Annotated in this window: 21 protein-coding genes; 5 read left to right on the forward strand and 16 right to left on the reverse strand. The window is 65.9% G+C overall.

The window, feature by feature from the left end; genetic code table 11:
- Positions 1-5: 5 nt before the first annotated feature.
- From M9799_RS12365 to M9799_RS12380, 4 genes are read right to left on the reverse strand one after another with little or no spacing between them, the layout of a single operon-like run.
- Positions 6-776 (reverse strand): ABC transporter permease, encoded by a 771-nt coding sequence (locus M9799_RS12365; RefSeq protein ID WP_231041976.1) that lies wholly within the window; start codon positions 774-776, stop codon positions 6-8.
- A gap of 26 nt (positions 777-802) precedes the next feature.
- Positions 803-1,633, reverse strand: a complete 831-nt coding sequence (locus M9799_RS12370) for an ABC transporter ATP-binding protein (RefSeq protein WP_231041977.1) — start codon at positions 1,631-1,633, stop codon at positions 803-805.
- 20 nt (positions 1,634-1,653) lie between these two features.
- Positions 1,654-2,688: an ABC transporter substrate-binding protein gene (locus M9799_RS12375; protein WP_231041978.1), complete on the reverse strand. Its 1,035-nt coding sequence runs from the start codon at positions 2,686-2,688 to the stop codon at positions 1,654-1,656.
- Positions 2,689-2,724: 36 nt separating this feature from the next.
- Positions 2,725-3,750, reverse strand: coding sequence for an ABC transporter substrate-binding protein (locus M9799_RS12380; protein WP_231041979.1), 1,026 nt, complete (start codon positions 3,748-3,750; stop codon positions 2,725-2,727).
- A gap of 275 nt (positions 3,751-4,025) precedes the next feature.
- Between M9799_RS12380 and M9799_RS12385 the strand changes: the two genes are divergently transcribed.
- On the forward strand, positions 4,026-4,667 hold the full coding sequence (locus M9799_RS12385; RefSeq protein WP_231041980.1) for a flavin reductase family protein: 642 nt from the start codon (positions 4,026-4,028) through the stop codon (positions 4,665-4,667).
- Positions 4,668-4,934: 267 nt separating this feature from the next.
- Here the strand turns inward: M9799_RS12385 and M9799_RS12390 are convergent, their stop codons facing one another.
- Positions 4,935-7,235: an NADP-dependent malic enzyme gene (locus M9799_RS12390; RefSeq protein WP_231041981.1), complete on the reverse strand. Its 2,301-nt coding sequence runs from the start codon at positions 7,233-7,235 to the stop codon at positions 4,935-4,937.
- Between the two features lie 311 nt (positions 7,236-7,546).
- Between M9799_RS12390 and M9799_RS12395 the strand changes: the two genes are divergently transcribed.
- A complete protein-coding gene (locus tag M9799_RS12395) occupies positions 7,547-7,837 on the forward strand; it encodes a hypothetical protein (RefSeq protein ID WP_231041982.1) in 291 nt (96 codons plus the stop codon).
- Between the two features lie 23 nt (positions 7,838-7,860).
- The gene (locus M9799_RS12400; RefSeq protein ID WP_231041983.1) at positions 7,861-8,436 is read left to right on the forward strand and encodes a hypothetical protein; all 576 of its coding nucleotides are present in this window, start codon (positions 7,861-7,863) and stop codon (positions 8,434-8,436) included.
- A 196-nt stretch (positions 8,437-8,632) separates the two neighbouring features.
- Here M9799_RS12400 and M9799_RS12405 read toward each other — a convergent pair whose 3' ends face one another.
- From M9799_RS12405 to M9799_RS12420, 4 genes are read right to left on the reverse strand one after another with little or no spacing between them, the layout of a single operon-like run.
- On the reverse strand, positions 8,633-9,901 hold the full coding sequence (locus tag M9799_RS12405) for a M20 family metallopeptidase (protein WP_231041984.1): 1,269 nt from the start codon (positions 9,899-9,901) through the stop codon (positions 8,633-8,635).
- Positions 9,898-11,673 (reverse strand): 2-oxo-4-hydroxy-4-carboxy-5-ureidoimidazoline decarboxylase, encoded by a 1,776-nt coding sequence (gene uraD / locus M9799_RS12410; RefSeq protein ID WP_231041985.1) that lies wholly within the window; start codon positions 11,671-11,673, stop codon positions 9,898-9,900. The genes M9799_RS12405 and uraD overlap by 4 nt, the downstream gene beginning before the upstream one ends.
- Before the next feature lie 5 nt (positions 11,674-11,678).
- Complete coding sequence (gene puuE, locus M9799_RS12415) at positions 11,679-12,635, reverse strand: allantoinase PuuE (RefSeq protein ID WP_231041986.1); 957 nt, start codon at positions 12,633-12,635, stop codon at positions 11,679-11,681.
- Positions 12,636-12,639: 4 nt separating this feature from the next.
- A complete protein-coding gene (locus M9799_RS12420; RefSeq protein ID WP_231041987.1) occupies positions 12,640-13,311 on the reverse strand; it encodes a GntR family transcriptional regulator in 672 nt (223 codons plus the stop codon).
- 70 nt (positions 13,312-13,381) lie between these two features.
- On the opposite strand from M9799_RS12420, the gene uraH reads away from it, so the two are divergent.
- The gene (gene uraH / locus M9799_RS12425; protein WP_231041988.1) at positions 13,382-13,732 is read left to right on the forward strand and encodes a hydroxyisourate hydrolase; all 351 of its coding nucleotides are present in this window, start codon (positions 13,382-13,384) and stop codon (positions 13,730-13,732) included.
- Between the two features lie 149 nt (positions 13,733-13,881).
- Here uraH and M9799_RS12430 read toward each other — a convergent pair whose 3' ends face one another.
- Entirely contained in the window at positions 13,882-14,397 is a 516-nt protein-coding gene (locus tag M9799_RS12430) for a hypothetical protein (protein ID WP_231041989.1), read from the reverse strand.
- 89 nt (positions 14,398-14,486) lie between these two features.
- On the opposite strand from M9799_RS12430, the gene xdhC reads away from it, so the two are divergent.
- On the forward strand, positions 14,487-15,317 hold the full coding sequence (gene xdhC, locus M9799_RS12435; RefSeq protein WP_377008164.1) for a xanthine dehydrogenase accessory protein XdhC: 831 nt from the start codon (positions 14,487-14,489) through the stop codon (positions 15,315-15,317).
- Positions 15,318-15,456: 139 nt separating this feature from the next.
- On the opposite strand, the gene M9799_RS12440 is transcribed toward xdhC, so the two are convergent.
- The 6 genes from M9799_RS12440 to M9799_RS12465 all read right to left on the reverse strand — a co-directional run bounded on the left by M9799_RS12440 (position 15,457) and on the right by M9799_RS12465 (position 20,019).
- Positions 15,457-16,443, reverse strand: a complete 987-nt coding sequence (locus M9799_RS12440; RefSeq protein ID WP_231041990.1) for a Bug family tripartite tricarboxylate transporter substrate binding protein — start codon at positions 16,441-16,443, stop codon at positions 15,457-15,459.
- 129 nt (positions 16,444-16,572) lie between these two features.
- Complete coding sequence (locus M9799_RS12445) at positions 16,573-16,857, reverse strand: hypothetical protein (protein ID WP_231041991.1); 285 nt, start codon at positions 16,855-16,857, stop codon at positions 16,573-16,575.
- Positions 16,854-17,531: an AroM family protein gene (locus M9799_RS12450; protein ID WP_231041992.1), complete on the reverse strand. Its 678-nt coding sequence runs from the start codon at positions 17,529-17,531 to the stop codon at positions 16,854-16,856. The genes M9799_RS12445 and M9799_RS12450 overlap by 4 nt, the downstream gene beginning before the upstream one ends.
- Before the next feature lie 10 nt (positions 17,532-17,541).
- Positions 17,542-18,468, reverse strand: a complete 927-nt coding sequence (locus tag M9799_RS12455) for a DUF1177 domain-containing protein (protein WP_231041993.1) — start codon at positions 18,466-18,468, stop codon at positions 17,542-17,544.
- Between the two features lie 19 nt (positions 18,469-18,487).
- Positions 18,488-19,195, reverse strand: coding sequence for a dipeptidase PepE (pepE, locus tag M9799_RS12460; protein ID WP_231041994.1), 708 nt, complete (start codon positions 19,193-19,195; stop codon positions 18,488-18,490).
- 11 nt (positions 19,196-19,206) lie between these two features.
- The gene (locus tag M9799_RS12465) at positions 19,207-20,019 is read right to left on the reverse strand and encodes an IclR family transcriptional regulator (protein WP_231041995.1); all 813 of its coding nucleotides are present in this window, start codon (positions 20,017-20,019) and stop codon (positions 19,207-19,209) included.
- Positions 20,020-20,433: the final 414 nt, after the last annotated feature.

The raw sequence follows: 20,433 nt of genomic DNA on the forward strand, positions 1-20,433 counted from the left end.
AGGCATCAGTGGTTCTGCGCGCCGCGGTGCGCCCAGGCGGTGGTGCGCTTCTCGATCCAGCTGAACAGCTCGTACATGGCCATGGCCATCGCGCCCACCACCAGCAGCCCGGCAAACGCCAGGCCCATCTGCATCGAGGAGCCGGCCGAGATCAGCAGATAGCCGATGCCTTCGTTGGCAGCGGTCATTTCCGACACCGTGGTGCCGACGAAGGCCAGCGTGATGGCGACTTTCAGCGAGCCGTAGAAGTAGGGCAGCGAGCGCGGCAGGCCGACCTTGGTCAGCACGTCCCAGCGCTTGGCGCCCAGCACGCGCAGCACGTCCTCGAGCTCGGGCTCGAGCGTGGCCAGGCCGGTGGCGATGTTGACCATGATCGGGAAGAAGCTGATCAGGAAGGCCGTGAGGATGGCCGGGCCCGCGCCGATGCCGAACCACACGACGAGAATCGGCACGAACGCCGCCTTGGGCAGCGCGTTGAAGGCCGTCATCAGCGGGTACAGCGCGGCATAGGCCAATCGCGAGCTGCCGATCAGGAAGCCCAGCAGCACGCCCACCACGATCGCCAGGCCGAAGCCGGCCATGGTCACCCAGTAGGTGCGCCAGGCGTGCATGCCGATCACGCCGGCGAACTCGATGAACTGGGTGAGGATCAGCCAGGGGCTGGGAAAGATGAATTCCGACACCTGGAAGGCCATGCAGATGACCTGCCACAGGATGACGATGGCCAGCATCAGCAGCCAGGGGGACCAGCGCTGGAAACGGGGGGTGACTTTCATGGATCGGCTTTCTTGCGATGGCGTACTCAGGCGGCTGCTGCCGTGCTGGGCGCAGCGTGGCGCAGCGCGCCAATGTGCCCGCGCAGCTCATGCACGATGTCGCTGAATTCCTTGGTGTAGGTCAGTTCCAGCTCGCGCGGGCGCGGCAGTTCGATCTCGCGCTTGACGACGAAACGCCCCGGGCTCTTGCTCATCACATAGACCGTGTCGGCCAGGAACACCGACTCGCGCAGGTCGTGCGTGACCAGGATCACATTGAATTTCTGCTCGGTCCACAGGTCGCGCAGGATGCACCACAGCTCCTCGCGCGTGAAGGCATCGAGCGCGCCGAAAGGCTCGTCGAGCAGCAGCAGCTGGGGCTCGTGGATCAGCGCGCGGCAGATGCTGGCGCGCTGCTGCATGCCGCCCGACAGCTGCCAGGGGAACTTGTCTTCATAGCCCGCCAGGCCGACCTTCTGCAGCAGCCGGCGCGCGCGCTCCTCGTACTCGGCGCGGCGCGCCTTGAACTGGCTGCGGTGCGGCTCGACGATCTCCAGCGGCAGCAGCACGTTCTCCACGGTGGTGCGCCAGGGCAGCAGCGAGGGCGCCTGGAAGGCCATGCCGGAGATCTTCAGCGGGCCGGTGACGGGCTCGCCGTCGATCAGGATGCGGCCGATGGACGGCATGCGCAGGCCCGTGGCCAGCTTCATGAACGTCGACTTGCCGCAGCCCGAGGGCCCGACGATGGCAATGAACTCGCCGCGCGTGAGCTGCAGGTCGATGGCTTCGACGGCAAAGTGGTTCTTCGCGCGCAGCTCGTCGTTGTAGGCCAGCCAGACATTGCGGAAGTCGACAAAGGGAGGAGCGGTGTCCGTCATGCGGTTCATTTCCTTGGGGATCACTTCTTGGGCAGCACGTCGAGCGCGGCGGCCGGGGGCAGGAAGCTGCCGTTCCAGACGGCGCTGGCCGGCACCGGGTTCTTCGTGCCGTAGGCCTTGGCCACCTGTTCGGCCATCAATTGCAGCCGCGGCAGGCGCAGTTGGCCGAAGCCTTCCTCGCGCGCGCCGGGGCTGTCGATGGCGGTCTCGATGGTCAGCTGCAGGCGCTTGATCTCCACCTCGGTGTTGACCAGGCCATCCCTGGCCTTGAGCGAGGCGATCGCGGCCGCGGGATCGGCGATCACTTCGCTGGCGCCCTTGGCAAAGGCCTGCAGAAAAGCGCGCAGCGCCTCGGGCTTCTCGGCGATCAGCTTGGGGCTGGCAATGATGACGTTGCCGTAGAGCTTCACGCCGTGGGTGGCATAGGGCAGCACGACGATGTCTTCGCGCTTGACGCCGCGCGCCTCCAGGTTGAGCAGGCTGGTGAAGGTGTAGCCGGTCACGGCATCGAGGTCGCCGCGCACCAGCATGGTCTCGCGCAGCGGCGGGTCCATCGTGGTCCATTGCACCTCGCCCACGCCATTGGCCTGCGCGAAGATCGGGAAGGTGCGGCGGCCCGCGTCGAACACCGGCGCGCCGAGCTTCCTGCCCGTGAGATCGGCAGCCGTCCTGATGCCGCTTTTCTTCAGCGCCATCACCGAGGCCGGCGTGGTGTTGTAGATCACCATCACGGCCACCGGCTTGATCGGCGCATCGGGGTTGTTGGCGTGGAACTCCATCAGTGCCGCGAGATCGGCGAAGCCCAGGTCATGGGTGCCCGAGGCCACGCGCTGGATCGCGCCCGCGCCGCTGGCCGCCTCCACCGTCACGTCGAGGCCGCGCTCCCGGAAGTAGCCCTTGGCGCCGGGGTGCACGAAGAAGGCCGCCGGGCCTTCGAAGCGCCAGTCCAGCTGGAACTTCAGCGGCGTCAGCGCGGGCGTTGCGGCGATGCTCCAGGCGGAGGCGGTCAGCGACGCCACGGCAAGGGCGGTCTGCAGGAAGGAGCGTTTGATCACGGGAAGTTCCAGGTAGGTTGGGGCGGCGCGCAGCGCTTACTTGCGCGGCAGGACGTCGAGCGCGGCGGCGGCAGGCAGGAAGCTGCCGTTCCAGACGACGTTGGGCTGCACGCGCTGCTTGGTGCCGTAGACGTCCGATACCTGCGAAGCCATCAGCGAAAGGCGCGCGGCATTGACCTGGCCGAAGCCTTCGGCGCGCGCGTCGGGGCTGTTGACGACGGTGTCGATGGCCAGCTGCAGGCGGCGCGTTTCCAGCGGCACGTTGACGATGCCGTCGCGCGCCTTGACGGCGGCGATCGCATCGGCGGGCTTGGCGATCACTTCCTTGGCGCCCTTGGCGAAGCCGCGCAGGAATTTGCGCACCGCTTCGGGGTTCTCCTGGATCAGCTTGCTGCTGGCGATGATCACGTTGCCGTAGAGCTTCACGCCATGGTCGGCGTACTGCATCACCACCACGTCCTGGGGCTTGACGCCGCGCGCCTCGAGGTTGAGCAGCGAGGTGAAGGTGAAGCCGGCGATCGCGTCGATGTCACCGCGCACCAGCATGGTCTCGCGCAGCGGCGGATCCATCGTCGTCCAGGTGACGTTGCTGATCTTGTTGGCGGCCGCGAATAGCGGGAAGGCCTTGCGCCCGGCATCGAACACCGGCGCGCCCAGCTTCTTGCCCGACAGGTCGGCAGCCGTCTTGATGCCGCTCTTCTTCAGCGCCATCACCGAGGATGGCGTGTTGTTGTAGACCACCATCACCGCGACGGGCTTGTTCGGCGCATCGGGATTGTTGGCGTGGAATTCCATCACCGACGCCAGGTCGGCAAAGCCCATGTCGTAGGTGCCCGAAGCCACGCGCTGCACCGCGCCGCCCGAGCCACTGCCGGCATCGACCTGCACGTCCAGGCCTTCGGCCTTGAAGTGGCCCTTGGCCACGGGGTGCAGGAAGAATGCCGCCGGGCCTTCGAAGCGCCAGTCCAGCTGGAACTTGATCGGCGTGTCGGCCGCATGGGCGGCAACGCACGACAGGGCCAGGGCGGCCGCGCCGGCCTTCAGGAAGAAACGCTTTTGCATGGAGGTCCTTGAGAGGATTGGCAGGTAATGCACATGACAGCGCAAAAACAATGCCAGCTTGCAAAGGCCGGGACGGGCCGCTGTGCGGCGACGCCTGCACCGATGCGGTGCGCGCGCCGGCGTGCCCCGCAGGCGCCCCGTGGCGCTGCGCCGAGTTGGTGCGCCTGCGTGGCCTGGCAGCGGCTGCCCGCGGCATGCTTATTGCAAAAATCCCCGCAGCTGCCGCGCCCATCCCGGCGCGGCCTTTTGAGTTTCCGCATTGCAGGGCCCGCGCCATGACCGAGATCGATTTCACCCAGATAGACAGCTACGCCCGCTACAAGCTGATGGCCAGCCTGATCGTGCCGCGCCCGATCGCGCTGATCACCACGCTGGCCGAGGACGGCACCGTCAATGCCGCGCCCTTCAGCATGTTCAACATGGTGGGCGAGGACCCGCCCATCGTCATGGTCAGCATCAACAAGCTCAGCGACGGCCATCTCAAGGACACGGCCGCGCATATCCTGCGCTCGCGCGAATTCGTGGTGCACATCGCCGACGAGGCGATTGCCGAAGCCATGCACCGCTGTGGTGACCGGTTGCTAGTGACAGAGAGCGAATTGGTGCACGTGGGGCTCGACGCCGTGCCTTCGCGCAGCGTCAAGCCGCCGCGCATCGCGCAGGCGCCGGTGGCCTTCGAGTGCCAGCTGCACGAAGTCATGGAAACCGACAGCCGCTATGTGTTCATTGGCCGCGTGGTCTGGCTCGCGGTGCGCGACGGGCTGGTGGACACCGAGAAGTGGCGGGTGTCGCTGCAGGATTATTTTCCCGTGGGGCGCTTCGGGGCGAGCTTCTATGTGACTTGCCGGGACCGGTTTGCGATCACGGCGGAGCAGACCCAGGCAGCGCAGGCGAGTACGGCGATCGATGAGATTTAAGCTCAGGTGCCATTCACACCGAGCGTGTGGATGGGTGGGAGCAGGACACGGTTTTTGAGGGCAGGCCGTTCATGGTTCGACAGGCTCACCACGAACGGATTGGCGGCGTGCGCTGAGCTTGTCGGCATCACCGTTCGTCCTGAGCTTGTCGAAGGATGAACGTCCCGCACTCAAGCCATGAGAGCGGATCCCTCATGGTTCGACCATGTGTCGTACACAAAAAAAGCACGCCCTAGGGCGTGCTTCCTGCAGCGGTGATCGGGTCGATCAACCAGCGTGCACCGTCTGCGCCTGCGCCGCAGCCAGCGCCGTCATGTTCACCACGCGGCGCACCGTGCTCGAAGGCGTGAGCACATGCGCGGCGGCCGAGCAGCCCAGCAGCATCGGGCCGATGGTGGTGCCATGCGCGGCCGTGGTCTTGAGCACGTTGAACAGGATGTTCGCCGCGTCGAGGTTAGGGCAGATCAGCACGTTGGCCTCGCCGTTGAGCGGGCTGTCGAGCAGCGCACGGGCGCGCACTTCGGGCGACAGCGCGGCGTCGCCGTGCATCTCGCCGTCGCATTCGACGTTCGGCACGTTCTTCGCGAACTGCTCGCGCGCGGCGCGCATCTTCAGCGCCGAGGGGCGTGTCGATGTGCCGTAGTTCGAGTGCGACAGGAAGGCCACCTTCGGCGGCAGGCCGAAGCGCTGCACTTCCTCGGCCGCCATCTGCGCGATGCTGGCCAGCAGCTCGGCGTCGGGGTTGTCGTTGATGTAGGTGTCGGCGATGAACAGCGTGCGGCTTTCCAGCATCAGCGCGTTCACCGTGGCGAAGCCCGGCGCGCCGTCCTTGAGGCCCAGCACGCTCTCGATGTGCTCGAGGTGGCCGTCGAAGCGGCCGACCAGCCCGCAGAGCATCGCATCGGCATCGCCCAGATGCACCATCAGCGCGGCGATCAGCGTGTTGGAGCGGCGCACCGCGGCCTTGGCGTTCTCGGGCGTGACGCCGTTGCGGCCCATCAGCTGGTGGTAGGTCTCCCAGTACTGGCGGAAGCGCGGGTCGTCCTCGGGGTTGCAGACCTCGACGTCCTTGCCCGGCTGCAGGCGCAGGCCGGCCTTGGCGATGCGCGCCGCGATGACGGCGGGGCGGCCGATCAGGATCGGCAGCGCCAGGCCGTCGTCCACGGCCACCTGCACTGCGCGCAGCACGCGCTCGTCTTCGCCCTCTGCATACGCCACGCGCTGCAGCTTCTGCTTGGCGGCGGCAAACACCGGGCGCATGAACATGCTGGTCGAGTAGACGAAGCGCGAGAGGCTTTCGCGGTAGGCGTCGTAGTCGGCGATCGGGCGCGTGGCCACGCCCGAGGCTTCGGCGGCGCGCGCCACGGCCGGCGCGATGCGCAGGATCAGGCGCACGTCGAAGGGCGTCGGGATGATGTAGTCGGGGCCGAAGGCCAGCTCCTGGCCCTGGTAGGCGGCGGCGACTTCGTCGCTCATCTCGGCCTTGGCCAGGTTGGCGATCTCGCGCACGCAGGCCAGCTTCATCTCCTCGGTGATCTTGGTCGCGCCGCAATCGAGCGCGCCGCGAAAGATGTAGGGGAAGCACAGCACGTTGTTCACCTGGTTCGGATAATCCGAGCGGCCGGTGGCGATGATGCAGTCGGGGCGGATGGCCTTGGCCAGCTCGGGGCGGATTTCCGGCTCGGGGTTGGCCAGCGCCAGGATGATCGGCTTGTCGGCCATGGTCTTGACCATCTCGGCCGTGAGCACGCCCGGAGCCGAGCAACCCAGGAACACGTCGGCGCCGTTGACGGCGTCGGCCAGCGTGCGGCCTTCGGTCTTCTGCGCGTACTGTGCCTTGGAGGCGTCGAAGCCGCCGGGGCGGCCTTCGTAGATCAGGCCCTTGGAGTCGCACATGAACACGTTCTCGCGCTTCACGCCCAGGCCGATCATCACGTTGACGCAGGCAATGGCCGCGGCGCCGGCGCCCGACACCGCGATCTTGACCTTGTCGATCTCCTTGCCCACCAGTTCCAGGCCGTTGAGCAGCGCGGCGCTGGAGATGATGGCGGTGCCGTGCTGGTCGTCATGGAACACCGGAATGTTCATGCGCTTGGACAGCTCCTGCTCAATATAGAAGCACTCCGGCGCCTTGATGTCCTCGAGATTGATGCCGCCGAGCGTGGGCTCGAGCGCGGCGATGATCTCGATCAGCTTGTCCGGATCGCGCTCGGCCAGTTCGATGTCGAACACGTCGACGCCGGCGAACTTCTTGAACAGGCAGCCCTTGCCCTCCATCACCGGCTTGCTGGCCAGCGGGCCGATGTCGCCCAGGCCCAGCACCGCGGTGCCGTTGGTGACCACGCCGACCAGGTTGCCGCGCGCCGTGAACTCGGCGGCCAGCGAGGGATCGGCCTCGATGTCCAGGCAGGGATAGGCCACGCCCGGGGAGTAGGCCAGCGAGAGGTCGCGCTGGTTGGACAGCGGCTTGGTCGGGGTCACCGAGATCTTGCCCTTGTTCGGGCTGCGGTGGTATTCGCGCGCAGCATCGCGCAGGGCTTGCTCGGCGGTGGACAGGTTCTGGGTCATGCGAAAAGTCTCGTCAACAAATGGCTTTGTGCGAGCTTAACTGATGGCGCCGCGTCCTACGCCCTGGAATGCCATATTGCGATGACGGGGTCTCATCTCCCGTGCCTTGCGTTGCGCGCGCAACGTCTGTCGGCAGCCCAGACAGTGGCGATCTGGAGCATGCACTCGCACTGTGAATCATTGTCATACCTGCCGATGGCACGTTCGATAGCCCTTTTTCCAATTCCTCGTCTTGGAACTGCATCTGACCGATTGTTACGAAACGTATTGGAAGCTCATCCCGCAGCTTCCCGTCCATTGAGGAACCTGCCATGAGCGATTCAAGGAAACTTCATTTGTCCAGGATGCTGGAGGAATACAAGGAGGAGTTGCGCAAGCTGGAGGAGGAAAGGCGCAGTTTGCTTCAAGGCAGTGGATTGAACCCGGAAAATGCCAGCGCGTTACTGGCAGACCGGATATCGGATGAACAGATTGCCAGGATCGAGGCGAATGCCGCGCAAAGGATGCGTGCGATCGAGCAGGATGTTCAATACCGTATGGCCAGGCATTCCAATGGGAACGTATCAAAAAATACTGCTCGAAGGATTATTTCCAGGATTTGAAATTTTTTTGAAGGAGTTCCATCATGAGCTTGATTTCATCGTCCGGTCCATCAATTCAGGCGAATCAATTTGCCCCGGCGTCAAGCCAGAAATCCGTACTTCCGAATTGGGAGAATATAGGAAGCAATGAAAGAACGATCGCTTTGGTGGAGAAAAAGATCGCTGATATGGAAAGGCAGTTCGACGGAGTGGATGTAAAGATTTCTTCGGCAGAAAATGTGAAGATTCCTGATCCGGTAAGCACCTATGAAAAGATTAAAAGGAGGGAAGGCGGTAAGCTGGAAATTACGAAAGATATTGCAAAAACGTTGATGGATAACTTGAATATTCCATCGGGTTATGTATTGATGAATGGAAGATACGATAGATTGACGAGTGATGAGTATGCTAAGGTCGCAGGGTTGATAACAGAACAAAGAGCCGAGTTGCAGGATTGGTCTGCGAAGTGGATGAATACATCCAATGAAAAAGCCGATTCTGCCGATAATTCAAAGGCAGCTTCACTTGAAGCGCTGAAATCAGCGTGTAAGGAGTTGGATGCTCTTGTTTCAAAGCAAGAGGAAGATAGAAGAAAGGTTCTATATCCGAATGAGGCTTGAATGGATGGCTGCGCGAAACCAAGCCGGGGCGGATTGATAGGAAGCGTGCGAATACACTGAGATAACAGCTATCGAGCCTAGGAAACCGTAGATTCCAGCGCGTGCCGCAGGGCGTGGTATATAGAGCACTGACCACGGCAGGCGCGGCACTGCGCCCGCCTAGATGGGATGGCCAGTGCCCTGGCCTGCTGCACTCTTACCCCAACAGATCGTGCAAGCTGCGCGCAATGACCTTGGTCGCTCCGCGCAGATCCTCAAGCTCCAGGCGCTCGTCCGCGCGCTTGGCGTGCGATTCCAGCACCGTGCGCGGCCCGGCGCCATAGATCACGCCGGGAATGCCATGTGCGACATACAGGCGCACATCGGTATAGAGCGGCGTGCCCACGGCGGGAGGCTTCTCGCCGAACACGGCCTCGCCATGCTGCTGCAGCGCGTCGACCAGCGGCTGGTTGCCCGCCAGAGGCGTCATAGCCTGGGCCAGCAGCAGGCGCTTGATATCGATGCGCACGGCATCCTCGCCTTCGAGGCCCTGCAACTGGTTGAAATCGGCCACGGCCCGGACCATCACCGCGCGGATGCTGGCCTCGACTTCCTGCGGGTTCTCCTCGGGAATCATGCGCCGGTCGAGCTTGAGCTGGACCTTCCCCGGCACGACATTGGTATTGGTCCCGCCCTCGATGCGCCCGATGTTCAGATAGGGATGGGTGATGCCTGGCACGGCAGACGTGATCTGCTTGTATTTCGCATTCTCGGCATACAGCGCGTTCATCAAGGCCACCGCGGCCTGCAGCGCATCGACGCCGGTATGCGGCACGGCGGCGTGCGCCATCTTGCCGTGCACCGTGACTTCCATCTGCAGGCAGCCGTTGTGCGCCGTCACCACCTCGTAGCTGAAGCCTGCGGCAATCATTAGATCGGGTTTGGTGAGCTGATTCTTCAAAAGCCACCCAGGGCCCAGTTCGCCGCCGAATTCCTCGTCATAGGTGAAGTGCAGCTCCACGGTGCCCTTGGGCGGCCGGGCCACGGCCTCCAGCGCGCGCACCGCATAGGTGAAGCTGGCGAAATCGCTCTTGCTGACAGCGGCGGCGCGGCCATAGAGCCTGCCGTCCTCGATCTGCGCGCCATAGGGATCGCGGCTCCAGCCTTCGCCCGGCGGCACCACATCGCCATGCGCATTGAGCGCAATCGTGCGGCCCGAGCCTTCGGGGCCGTAGGGCCGGCGCACGATCAGATTGGTGATCGACTGCATGCCATAGGCCTCGACTTCCTCGGCCGGCACGGCGTGCTTCTCGGCCTGCATTCCGAAGTCCTGCAGCAGCTCGGCGGTGCGCTCGGCATGCGGCGCGTTGTTGCCGGGCGGGGTGTCGGTGGGCACCTGCACCAGCGCCTGCAGGAACCGCACCTGCTCGTCGAAATGCTGGTCGATCCAGGCGTCGAGTGCGGCGTAGGTCGTGGCGTGGCTCATGGGGCTTCCTGGCTCAGTTGTTCGAGAACATGGGTGAAGGCATCGACCGCCAGCTGCATGTCGTTGGCCGTCGTGCTTTCCAGCGGGTTGTGGCTGATGCCGCCATTGAGGCCGCGCACGAACAGCATGGCCTGGGGCATGATTTCATGCAGCTTCATCGCGTCGTGGCCGGCTCCGCTGGGCATGCGGAACACCGGCAGACCCAGCGCCTCGACGGCGCGCTCCCAGTGCTGCTGCAGGCCCGGATCGCTGGGCGCCGCGGCCACGGCCATCGCGCGCTCGCAGCTGCTGCGCAGGCCGCGGCGCGCGGCGATGGACTCCATCTCGGCCAGGATGTCGGCCACCAGCGCATCGCGCTGCGCGTCCGTGGGGGCGCGCATGTCCAGGCTGAACAGGCAGCGCCCCGGCACGACATTGATCGAGCCATTGGGCACCTGCAGCTGGCCGATGGTGGCGACCGAGTCGCCGTCGCGCGCGGCGCGCTGCTCGGCATAGAGCGCGAGTTCCGCCACCCCCACGGCCGCGTCGCGCCGACGGTTCATCGGCGTGGTGCCCGCATGGCTGGCCATGCCGGTCATCTCGCACAGATAGCGCACGCCGCCGTTGATCGAGGTGACGACGCCCAGCGGCAGGTCCAGCTCGGTGAGCACCGGGCCCTGTTCGATATGCACTTCGACAAAACCCAGGTAGTGCGCCGGATCGCGCCGCAGCGCGGGAATGTCGTCGGGGTTCAGGCCCGCGTGCAGCATGGCCGCGCGCATGGTGATGCCGTCGGCATCCTTTTGTTCCAGCCATTCGGCTTTGAAGGCACCGATCAGCGCGCTCGAGGCCAGGAAGGTGGCCTTGTAGCGCTGGCCTTCCTCCTCGGAGAACGCCACGACCTCGATGCCGATGGGCAGCCGCCGGCCCTGGCGGTGCAGCGCGCGCACGCAGGCCATGGGCACCACGATGCCCAGGCGGCCGTCGTACTTGCCGCCGTTGCGCACGGTGTCGTAATGGCTGCCGGTGAGCAGATAGCGGCCGTCCGCGCTGCTGGGGTGGTAGCGGCCCACGACATTGCCCACGGCGTCGATGCCGACCTCGTCGAAGCCGCAGTCGCGCATCCAGCCGGCGATGCGCTCGGCGCAGGCGCGGTGCGCGTCGGTGAGATAGGTGACGGTGAGCTGGCCCTTTTCGGCAAAGCCAGGGTCGGAGTATTCGGCCAGCGCTTCCTGCCAGTCCCAGACATCGTTGCCCAGCACGGGCTCGGCGCCGAACTTGTCGTTCAGGCGGATCTCGGCGATGCGGTGGATATTGCGCAGCGCCTCCTCGCGCTCGAAGTCCGGGTGGTGCTGCAGGCGCCGCGCAAAGGTGTCGATGATCTCCTGCTTGCGCAGCCCCTGGCCGCGCGGGCCGCGCACCGCCAGGATGAAGGGAAAGCCGAAGCGCGCGTTGTAGTCGGCATTGAGCTGCTGGATGCGCGTGAATTCCTCCAGCGAGCATTGCGTGAGCCCGGCGCGGTTCTGCTCATTGGTCGATTCGGCCGTGAGGCTGCGCGCGACCATGGCCTTGCCCGCCAGCTCGGGGTGGGCGCGGATCAGTTCCAGCTTCGCCTGCGGCGACGCGGCCGCCAGCACCTGGGCCATGCTGTGCTTCAGATGCTCCAGCGAGCGGAAGGGCCGCTCGGCCAGCGCCGCCGCGGCAATCCAGGGCGAGTGCTCGTACAGGCCGTCGAGCAATGCAAGGGCCGAAGCGGGATCGGCCTGGTTCAGTTGTTCCAGCGTCAGGGGCATGAGATTCAATCTTGGCAAGGGTGGGCCTGGACCCAGTGGCGGGCGATGTCGATGCGGCGGCAGACCCAGACGTTCCGGTGCTGCTGTATATGGTCGAGAAAGCGCTGCAGCGCCGTGATGCGCCCGGGGCGGCCCAGCAGCCGGCAGTGCATGCCGATGCTCATCATCTTCGGCGCGTTGTCGCCCTCGGGGTCGCCTTCGGCATAGAGCACGTCGAAGCTGTCCTTGAGGTATTGGAAGAACGGGTCGGCATGCGAGTAGCCCTGGGGCAGCGCAAAGCGCATGTCGTTGCAGTCCAGCGTGTAGGGCACGATCAGCTGGCGCGCCGTGCTGCCGTCGCTTTTGGCGACTTTCATCCAGAACGGCAGGTCGTCGCCGTAGTAGTCGCTGTCGTAGGCAAAGCCGCCGAAATCGGCCACCAGGCGGTGGGTGTTGGGGCTGTCGCGCCCGGTGTACCAGCCCAGGCCGTGTTCGGCGCGGCTGCCGAACAGCTGCTGGAAGATCTCCATCGCCTGCCGCAGATGGGCACGCTCGATCTCCTCGGGCACGCCCTGGTAGTGGATCCACTTGAGGCCGTGGCAGGCCACCTCGTGGCCCAATTCGACAAAGGCCTGGGTCACGTCCGGGTGGCGCTGCAGCGCGCTGGCCACGCCGAACACCGTCAAAGGCAGGCCGCGCTTCTCGAACTCGCGCAGCAGCCGCCACACGCCGGCGCGCGAGCCGTATTCGTAGATGCCCTCCATGCTCATGTGGCGCTCGGGATAGGCGGCGGGATTGAACATTTCCGACAGGAACTGCTCGCTGGCCGGGTCGCCATGCAGCACGCTGTTCTCGCCGCCTTCCTCGTAGTTCAGCACGAACTGCACCGCGATGCGGGCCTGGCCCGGCCACTGGGCATGGAGCGGCTTGCGGCCGTAGCCCACAAGGTCACGGGGATAGGGGGCGGTGGCGTCGTACAGCATGCGTTCAGGGCAAAAGAGAGGACAGGGGCAGGTCGCTGGCCGGCAGTTCGTGGTCGAAGGCCAGGCCGGCCTCGACATGCAATAAATGTTCCTGCATCAGGCGCACGGCCAGGTCGGCGTCGCGCGCCGCCAGCGCCTCGACGATCTGCGCATGCTCCTCGTGCGAGTGCGCGGCGGCCGAGGCCGACTGGTACATCAGCATGATCAGCGCGCAGCGCGAATTCAGGTCGCCCAGCAACTGCGCCAGCACCTCGTTGCCCATGAGCTCGGCCATGCGCACGTGGAAGTCGCCCAGCAGCTCGGTGCGCTCGCTGGCATCGCTGCCATCGAGCGCTGTCTGCTCCGCCGCCACATGGGCGCGCAGCGCGGCGATCTTCGCGGGCGTGACATCGGCGACGAAGGCGCGTGTCATTTCGCTCTCGAGCATGCGGCGCACGGCAAACACCTCGTGCGCCTCCTGCACCGAGGGCGTGGAGACAAAGGCGCCGCGCGCCGGCTCCAGCGTGACCAGCCGGTTCTGCGTGAGCTGGAACAGCGCCTGGCGCACCAGCGTGCGCGACACGCCGAAGTGGTCGGCCAGCTTCTGTTCGCCGAGCTTCATGCCGGGACGCAGGCGGTGCTCCACGATGGCGCGGGTCAGCGCCTGCGCGATGCTGAGGGTGGGCGTGGATGGCATGGGAAAATTGTATACAATTTTGCGCAGCGGGCCGCCGACCGGCAGGGCCTTTGCCTTTCTGGAGATTCCCATGGGCCTGAGCACCCACGTTCTCGACACCATGCATGGCTGCCCGGCAGCCGGCATGGCCGTTTCCTTCTACCGCACCGAGGGCGAGCAGGCGACGCTGCTGCGCCAGTTCGTGCTCAACGCCGATGGGCGCACCGAGGGGCCACTGGTGGACAACGCCAGCCTGGAAGCCGGCACCTACCGCTTGAGTTTCGATGTGGGCGCGTATTTCAAGGCGCGCGGCGTGGCGCTGCCGGAGCCGAGTTTTCTGGACCGTGTGAGCCTGGATTTCGGCGTGGCGCATGTGGACCAGCATTACCATGTGCCGCTGCTGGTGAGTCCGTGGAGTTACTCGACTTACAGGGGGTCGTGATCTGAGATGTACTGAGGGCTTTGATTGGCGCCCAGTATTTTCTTGAGGTGGGGCCGTCCATCCTTCGACAGGCTCAGGACGAACGGATAAGACACCGTTCGCCCTGATCCTGAGCCTGTCGAAGGATCGAAGGGTGAGCGTCCTGTCCTCTAGAGTTGCCCCTCCGTCAGCGTATCCAGCTGGAACTTCCCCGACTTGTCCCAAAGCCAGGTATCGATATAAGTGACCTTGCCCAGCCGTGCCGGCACCGGATAGGGCGCGGCGGCGCGCGCCGTGCGCTCGATCTCGGCAATCACCTCCGGCGCGTGGCGCGGCGCGCGCAGCCAGTGCAGGCGCTGCACGCGGCCCTGGCGGTCGATGTCGATTTCCAGCGTGCCCACGGCATACAGGACCGGCGGCAGCTGGCCCTTGTAGATGCGCTGCGCGTTGAGCGCATACAGGTGCCTGGCGCCATCCTGGCGATAGGCGCGCGGCGTGGCGGCATCGGAAGGCGCGGGCCGGCCGCTGGCCTGGCCCTGTTGCGCGGGGCTTGGCGCAGGCGCGCGCGGCGCGGAGGGCGACTTGCAGCCGGCCACCAGCGAGGCGACGGCGGCCATCAGGCTGCCCCAGAGCCAGGGGCGCTTGCGTGGGGAGGAGGGCGAAGAAGAGGAACGCTGATCGGGCATGCTGCAAGGTTATCCTGAAAGCCTGGCAGTCCAGGGCAAAGTCAGGCAAGACCATGCACCGCGCTGGCAAAGCCGGGAAGGATTTTCAGTTGAGTACATTGAATACAGCCTGCGAACATCTGGCCAAAGCATCCGGCTGCTGGGTCGAGGTCATCCGCACCGAAGGCTCGGTGCCGCGCGAGGCCGGGACCTGGATGCTGGTGACGGCCGACGCGCTGGCCGGCACGATCGGCGGCGGGCATCTGGAATTCGACGCCACGGCGCAGGCGCGTGCGCTGGTGGCCCAGGGCGGGGATGGCTTCGAGCAGCGCTTTGCGCTGGGCCCGAGCCTGGGCCAGTGCTGCGGCGGCGTGGTGTGGTTGCGCTTCACGCCGCTGGCGCAGGGCGGTACCGGCGCGTTGCGCGCGCTGGCGTCACGCAGTGCCGAACGCCTGGCGCCCGCGCTGCAGGTGGCGCTGTTCGGCGCCGGCCATGTGGGCCATGCCCTGGTGGAACTGCTGGCGCGGCTGCCCTGCCGCCTGATGTGGATCGACAGCCGCGACGCGGTGTTCGCGCCGCGCTGGCTGCAGGAGGGCAGCGGCGTGGCCTGCGAGCATTCGGCGCCCGTGGAAGGCGCGGTGGCCGGCCTTGCACCGCATTCGCAGGTGCTGATCATGAGCTTCAGCCATGCCGAGGACCTGGAGGTGGTGGCCGCCTGCCTGCAGCGCCAGCGCCAACGCGCCGACCTGGATTTCATCGGCCTGATCGGCAGCGCCACCAAATGGGCGGTATTCCGCCGCCGCCTGGCGCAGCGCGGCTTCACCGAACAGGAACTCGATCAGGTCACCTGCCCGATCGGCCTGCCGGGAATCACGGGCAAGGAGCCGGAGGTGATCGCGGTGGCGGTGGCAGCGCAGCTATTGCAGCGGCGACCGAACTAATAGCCCCTGATATCCGTTCGTGCCGAGCCTGCCTGCGCGGCCCGGTCGAAGCATGAAGGGCCTGTGGTCTATTTTGAGACTAGGCCGTCCATGGTTCGACAAGCGCACCACGAACGGTTTTTGCTCGCAGTCTTGACGATCACTGGGGCTGGATGTTGGCGGCCTTGATGGTCTGCGCCCACTGCTGGCGGTCCTTCGCCAGATATTTCACGAAGTCCGCCGAAGACACGCCAGGCACGGGCTCGGAGCCCAGCAGCGCCATCTTTTCATGCGTGGCGGGGTCCTTGAGCACTTCCTGCACGGCCTGGTAGTAGGTCTTCATCACGTCCGCAGGCAGGCCGGCGGGCGCGAACAGGCCTTGCCAGGTCGGCATGTCGAAGTTGGCGATGCCCTGCTCCTGCAGCGTGGGCACGCTGGGCAGTTGGGGCGCGCGCTTGGCGGTGGTCACGCCCACGGCCTTGACCTTGCCTTCCTTGACCAGGGCAGCCGCGGTGGTGATGTTGTCGACGGTCATGGCGATGTGGCCGCCCAGCAGGTCGGTGATCACGGGGGCGGCGCCCTTGTAGGCCACGGCTTCCATCTTCACGCCCATGCGGCTGAGCATCGACTCGGCGATCAGGTGGTTGGAGATGCCGATGCCGGCAATGCCATAGCTGGCCTGCGGGTTCTTCTGGATGTAGCTCTTGAGCTCGTTGATGTTCGTTGCGGGCACGTTGTTGTTGACGATGACCACGTTCGGCTGGGTCGCCAGCAGCGTCACGGGTGCGAAGCTCTCGGGCTTGTACTTGGTGGCCGAGGGGTTCAGGTGGAAGGTCACCGACATCGAACCCGCGGCGCCCATGCCCAGGGTGTAGCCGTCGGCGGGCGCGGTGGACAGGCGCTGGGCCATGATGTTGCCGCCCGCACCGGGAATGTTCTCGACCACCACCGGCTGGCCCAGCTTGCGGCTCAGCGGATCGGCGATCAGGCGCGCCAGCGTGTCGGCGGAGCCGCCCGGTGCGAAACCGACCAGCAGCTTGACGGGCCGCTCTGGCTTCCATTGGGCCAGGGCCGCGGTGGAACCCAGGGCGGTGGTGGCCAGGGTCAGGGCGCAGACGCCGGCGTGGATCAGGGGACGAATCGACATAAGGAATTCCTCAAGGCTCACAGTGAAAAAACAGGGGGAAATGTGTTCGTCCTCACCTGTCGATGCATGAAGGGCGCGCTTTCATGAGTGCAGGCCCTTCATGGTTCGACAGGCTCACCACGAACGTTTTCATCCGTTCGCCCTGAGCTTGCCGAAGATGAAGGGCCGGCTCTCAAGAGTGCGGGCCTTTCCTGTTTCGACGAAGCTCACCACGAACGTTTTGGTCCGTTCGTCCTGAGCCTGTCGAAGGATGAAGGGCCGGCTCTCAAGAGTGCGGGCCTTTTCCGTTTCGACGAAGCTCACCACGAACGTTTTGGTCCGTTCGTCCTGAGCTTGTCGAAGGATGAAAGGCCGGCTCTCAAGGAAACCAGGCCCTTCATGGTTCGACAGGCTCACCACGAACGTTTTGCTCAAGCCAGCAGCTGCCCCAGCGCATCCGCCACGATGCGGTTGGATAGCAGCGTCGGCCGGCCGCTGGCCCGGGCCACGCGTTCGCGCATGGCCTGGCTGTAGCCCATGCAGTGCATGACGATCAGGTCGCAGCCGGCCAGCGCGCGGCCGGCGGCGTCGAACGCTGCGGCCGCGGCCACGGGGTCGGATTCGTAAGGCGAGGCATGCACGGTCTGTACCGCGCAGGCCACGGGCTGGGCCAGGTGGAAGGTCTCGACCTGGGCGGCCAGCGGCACGATCAGGCCCAGCGTCGTGCAGTGCGCCGACAGCGCCGCCACATGGTGGTCCACCACCTGCTGCGGCTCGACCACCAGGCTGCGCATGCGCGGGATCAGGGTGCCGGTGCACAGCGGCACCAGCACGTCATAGCCCTTGTCGTCGGCCTGCTGCATCAGCGCTGCCAGCCTGGCCTCGGTCTTGTGGTGATCGAGCTCGATCTGCGCGCCGCTGCGCAGCCGCGTCGCGAAGCGGTGGCTGCCGGCGCGCGGCGCGAGCTCGGCGCGCTGCGCCTCGTCCAGGCCGTCCAGCACGCCGAACTCGTCGATGTGCACATGCTCGCCCAGGCAGCGCGCCATCTCGGGCACGACATCGGAGCGCGGCGATTCGCCGATGGTGAAGAAGGCAATGCGGCGGGACATCGCGCTCTCCTCAGGCGCCGGCCGGCGCATTGCCGACGGTCTGCAGGTGCGCCAGCGAGCCGTAGCGCGCCTGCAGCTGCGCCCAGTGCTCGGCATGCACGAAAGGCAGCTTGCCCGCGCCGAACATCTTCGCCACCTCGATGCAAAAGCGCATCGCGACATCGGTGTCCCAGGCATTGGTCACGCCGGTGGCGCAGCCCGGCACGGTGGTCTGGGCCGTGAGCGCCACGCCGACCACGGGGGCATCGGTGGCAATGGTCGGCTGCATGATCGAGTTCACATGCGGCAGGCCGTTTTCATAGGGCGTGATGTCCTGCGTGGTCAGCGGCAGCGTCAGCGGCAGCTCGCCGCTGACCCAGCCCATCAGGTCCAGCATCAGATCGGGGATGGGCAGCAGGTAGCCCTGCTTGGCGACGGGCGTCAGCGCCACGCCGCGCTGGTTCACCAGGCGGTTGCCGCGCGTGGTGTCCACGGCCAGGATCGCGTCCATGCGCGCGCTGACCTCATGGCGCATCATTTCGCGCATCGCGAAGGGCGACTTCATCATCGGCACCGGGTGGTGCGGGCGGGTGCCGGCGCGCGGGCAGATATGGGTGGTGACGACCACGGTGCCTTCCAGCACGTCGCCGCGGTTGTGCATCTCCATCAGATGCGCGGCGGCCGCCAGCGCCACGACGGCACCGTCGCTGTCCGAGACCAGGCCGGTGACGCTCGGGCGCGCGCCCACGCCGCCCAGGCGGCCGACAATGCCCAGGCGCGGCGCCTCGGGGTTGCTGCCGGGGATCTCGATGTGGATGAAGTCGGTGGACAGGCCGTCCTGGCTGACCGGAGTGACGGTGATGCTGCCGATGCCGAAGCCGCGCAGGTATTCGGCAATGCTTTCGCCGCTGACCTGGGGGCTGGACAGCAGGTCGATGAATTGGGAGACGTATTTCATGGATCGGATCTTCAGGATTTCAGGATTTCCAGGAGCCCATGGGCAGCAGCGCCGGGGCTTGCACGCCGGTGAACCAGCGGGCGGGGGTCTGCGGGTCACCCAGCAGGGTGCGGCTGTCGCCGTCGATGCGCACGCCGGTGCCTTCGGGCAGGCCCAGCACCGGAACACCCGGGTTGAGCAGCGCGAATTCGCGCAGCCGCTGCTGGCGGGTCTCGCCGCGGTGGCCTTCGGGGTGGGCTTCGGTGTAGTGCGGGTTGATCTGGAATGGCACCAGGCCCAGCGTGTCGAAGCCCAGCGGATCGACGATCGGCATGTCGTTGCTGGTGCAAAGGCGCGGGCAGGCGAGGTTGGCGCCGGCGCTCCAGCCCAGGTAGCGTGCGCCGCCCGAACGCACGCGCTCGGCAATGGCGGCCAGCTGGCCGGTCTGGCGCAGCTGGCGCACCAGGGCGAAGGTATTGCCGCCGCCCACCACGATATGCGTGGCGCCGGCAATGGCCGCCAGGGGCGCAGCTTCGCGGTGCAGCGAGCGCACGGCCAGGCCCGTGGGGCGCAGCGCATCGGCGACCAGGGTCTCGTATTCGTCCCAGGTGCGCGTGACGCCGGCATAGGGCACGAACAGCACGCTGGCGTTCTCGGGCGCGGGGCCGGCCCATTGCCGGATGTCGGGCAGCGCGTGGGTCAGGAAGCCCTGCGGGCTGCTGGAGTTGCTCAGAAGAAGAAGTTGCATGGTGAAAGGCTTCACAGGGAAGTGGACCACTGCGCGGCAGGCAGTGCGGGTTCGCTCCAGTAGCGGTCGCTGACGCGGCGCCCCAGTGCGCCGACCTCGTCGAGCATCAGCTGGCGGTACTGGTTGAGAGAGGGCGCATCCATGGGCGCATGGACACCGGCGACGAAAGACAGGCAGAAGCCGCGCAGCTCGCCGCTGACCGGATGGCGCACCGCGGCGGCAATCGCACCGACGCCGGGCAGCGCCGCATCGACCAGCACCGCATGCTGCTGGCGCCGGGCCAGCGCCACCTCCTCGGCCAGCGCACCGGTATTTGCCAGGCCGGCCTGGCTGGGCGGCTCGAGCAACTGCTGCGCATCGCTGCCGTAGAGCAGCTCGAACTCGGCAGCCGTGAGGCGCGAGAGCAGGGCGCGGCCCATGGCCGTGTCGCCAGCGGCGCGCAGCGAGCCGGGCGGCGACACCACCTGCACCGGCGAGCGGCCGTCGAGGCGCTGGATGACCATGGTCTGCGCACCGCTGAGGGTCGAGAGATAGGCGGTGAGCCCGGTGCGCTCGGACAGCTGCTCCAGCACCTGCCAGCATTGCGCGTCCCAGGAGCTGCTGTGGTTGTGGGCATGCGATGCCTGCGCCAGCAGCGCGCTGGTGCGGTAGCGCCGCGTCTGCGGGTTCTGCTCGAGCAGGCCGAAACGGTGCATCTGGTTGAGCAGGTGCGAAGCGGAGCTCTTGGGCAGGTCGAGCTGCTCGGCCACCTCGCTGAAGCTCAGGTCGGTGACGCCCTGGGCATACACCGTCAACAGGCGCTGCACGTTTTCCAGAATACTCATGGGGATGTCTCTGTTCGATTTTTTGGAACTACGTTCGGTATTTTCGTTAATGATACGGGAAAGGCATGAAAACCAGGGCTGCGCGGCATTGAATTTGACTGATGAACGTCTCTTCATTCAATAGCGAAAAGCTATTATTGGCAGTTGCCTCCAGGAATGATGTAAGCACCTACTGTCGGTTGTTGTTTGGTGGGATGGCGATTCTCCTTTATGCGCACCAATATGATGCGTCCGGCTGCACCAAGCCCGGGCCTATCGCTCCGGGCTGGTGCAACGGCACTTCGTGACTTTTTGTATACACTTGGTGCAGTACAGACTTGGTCGCAGCGGTGCCCATGCCGGTGGCTCAGCCACCGCCGGTGCGCGATCTTCTTCTGCCCAGAGCGCCCGCAGTGGTGGGCAGTGGACCTTCAG

The sequence above is a fragment of the Comamonas endophytica genome (assembly GCF_023634805.2).
GTDB classification, from domain to species: domain Bacteria; phylum Pseudomonadota; class Gammaproteobacteria; order Burkholderiales; family Burkholderiaceae_C; genus Comamonas; species Comamonas endophytica.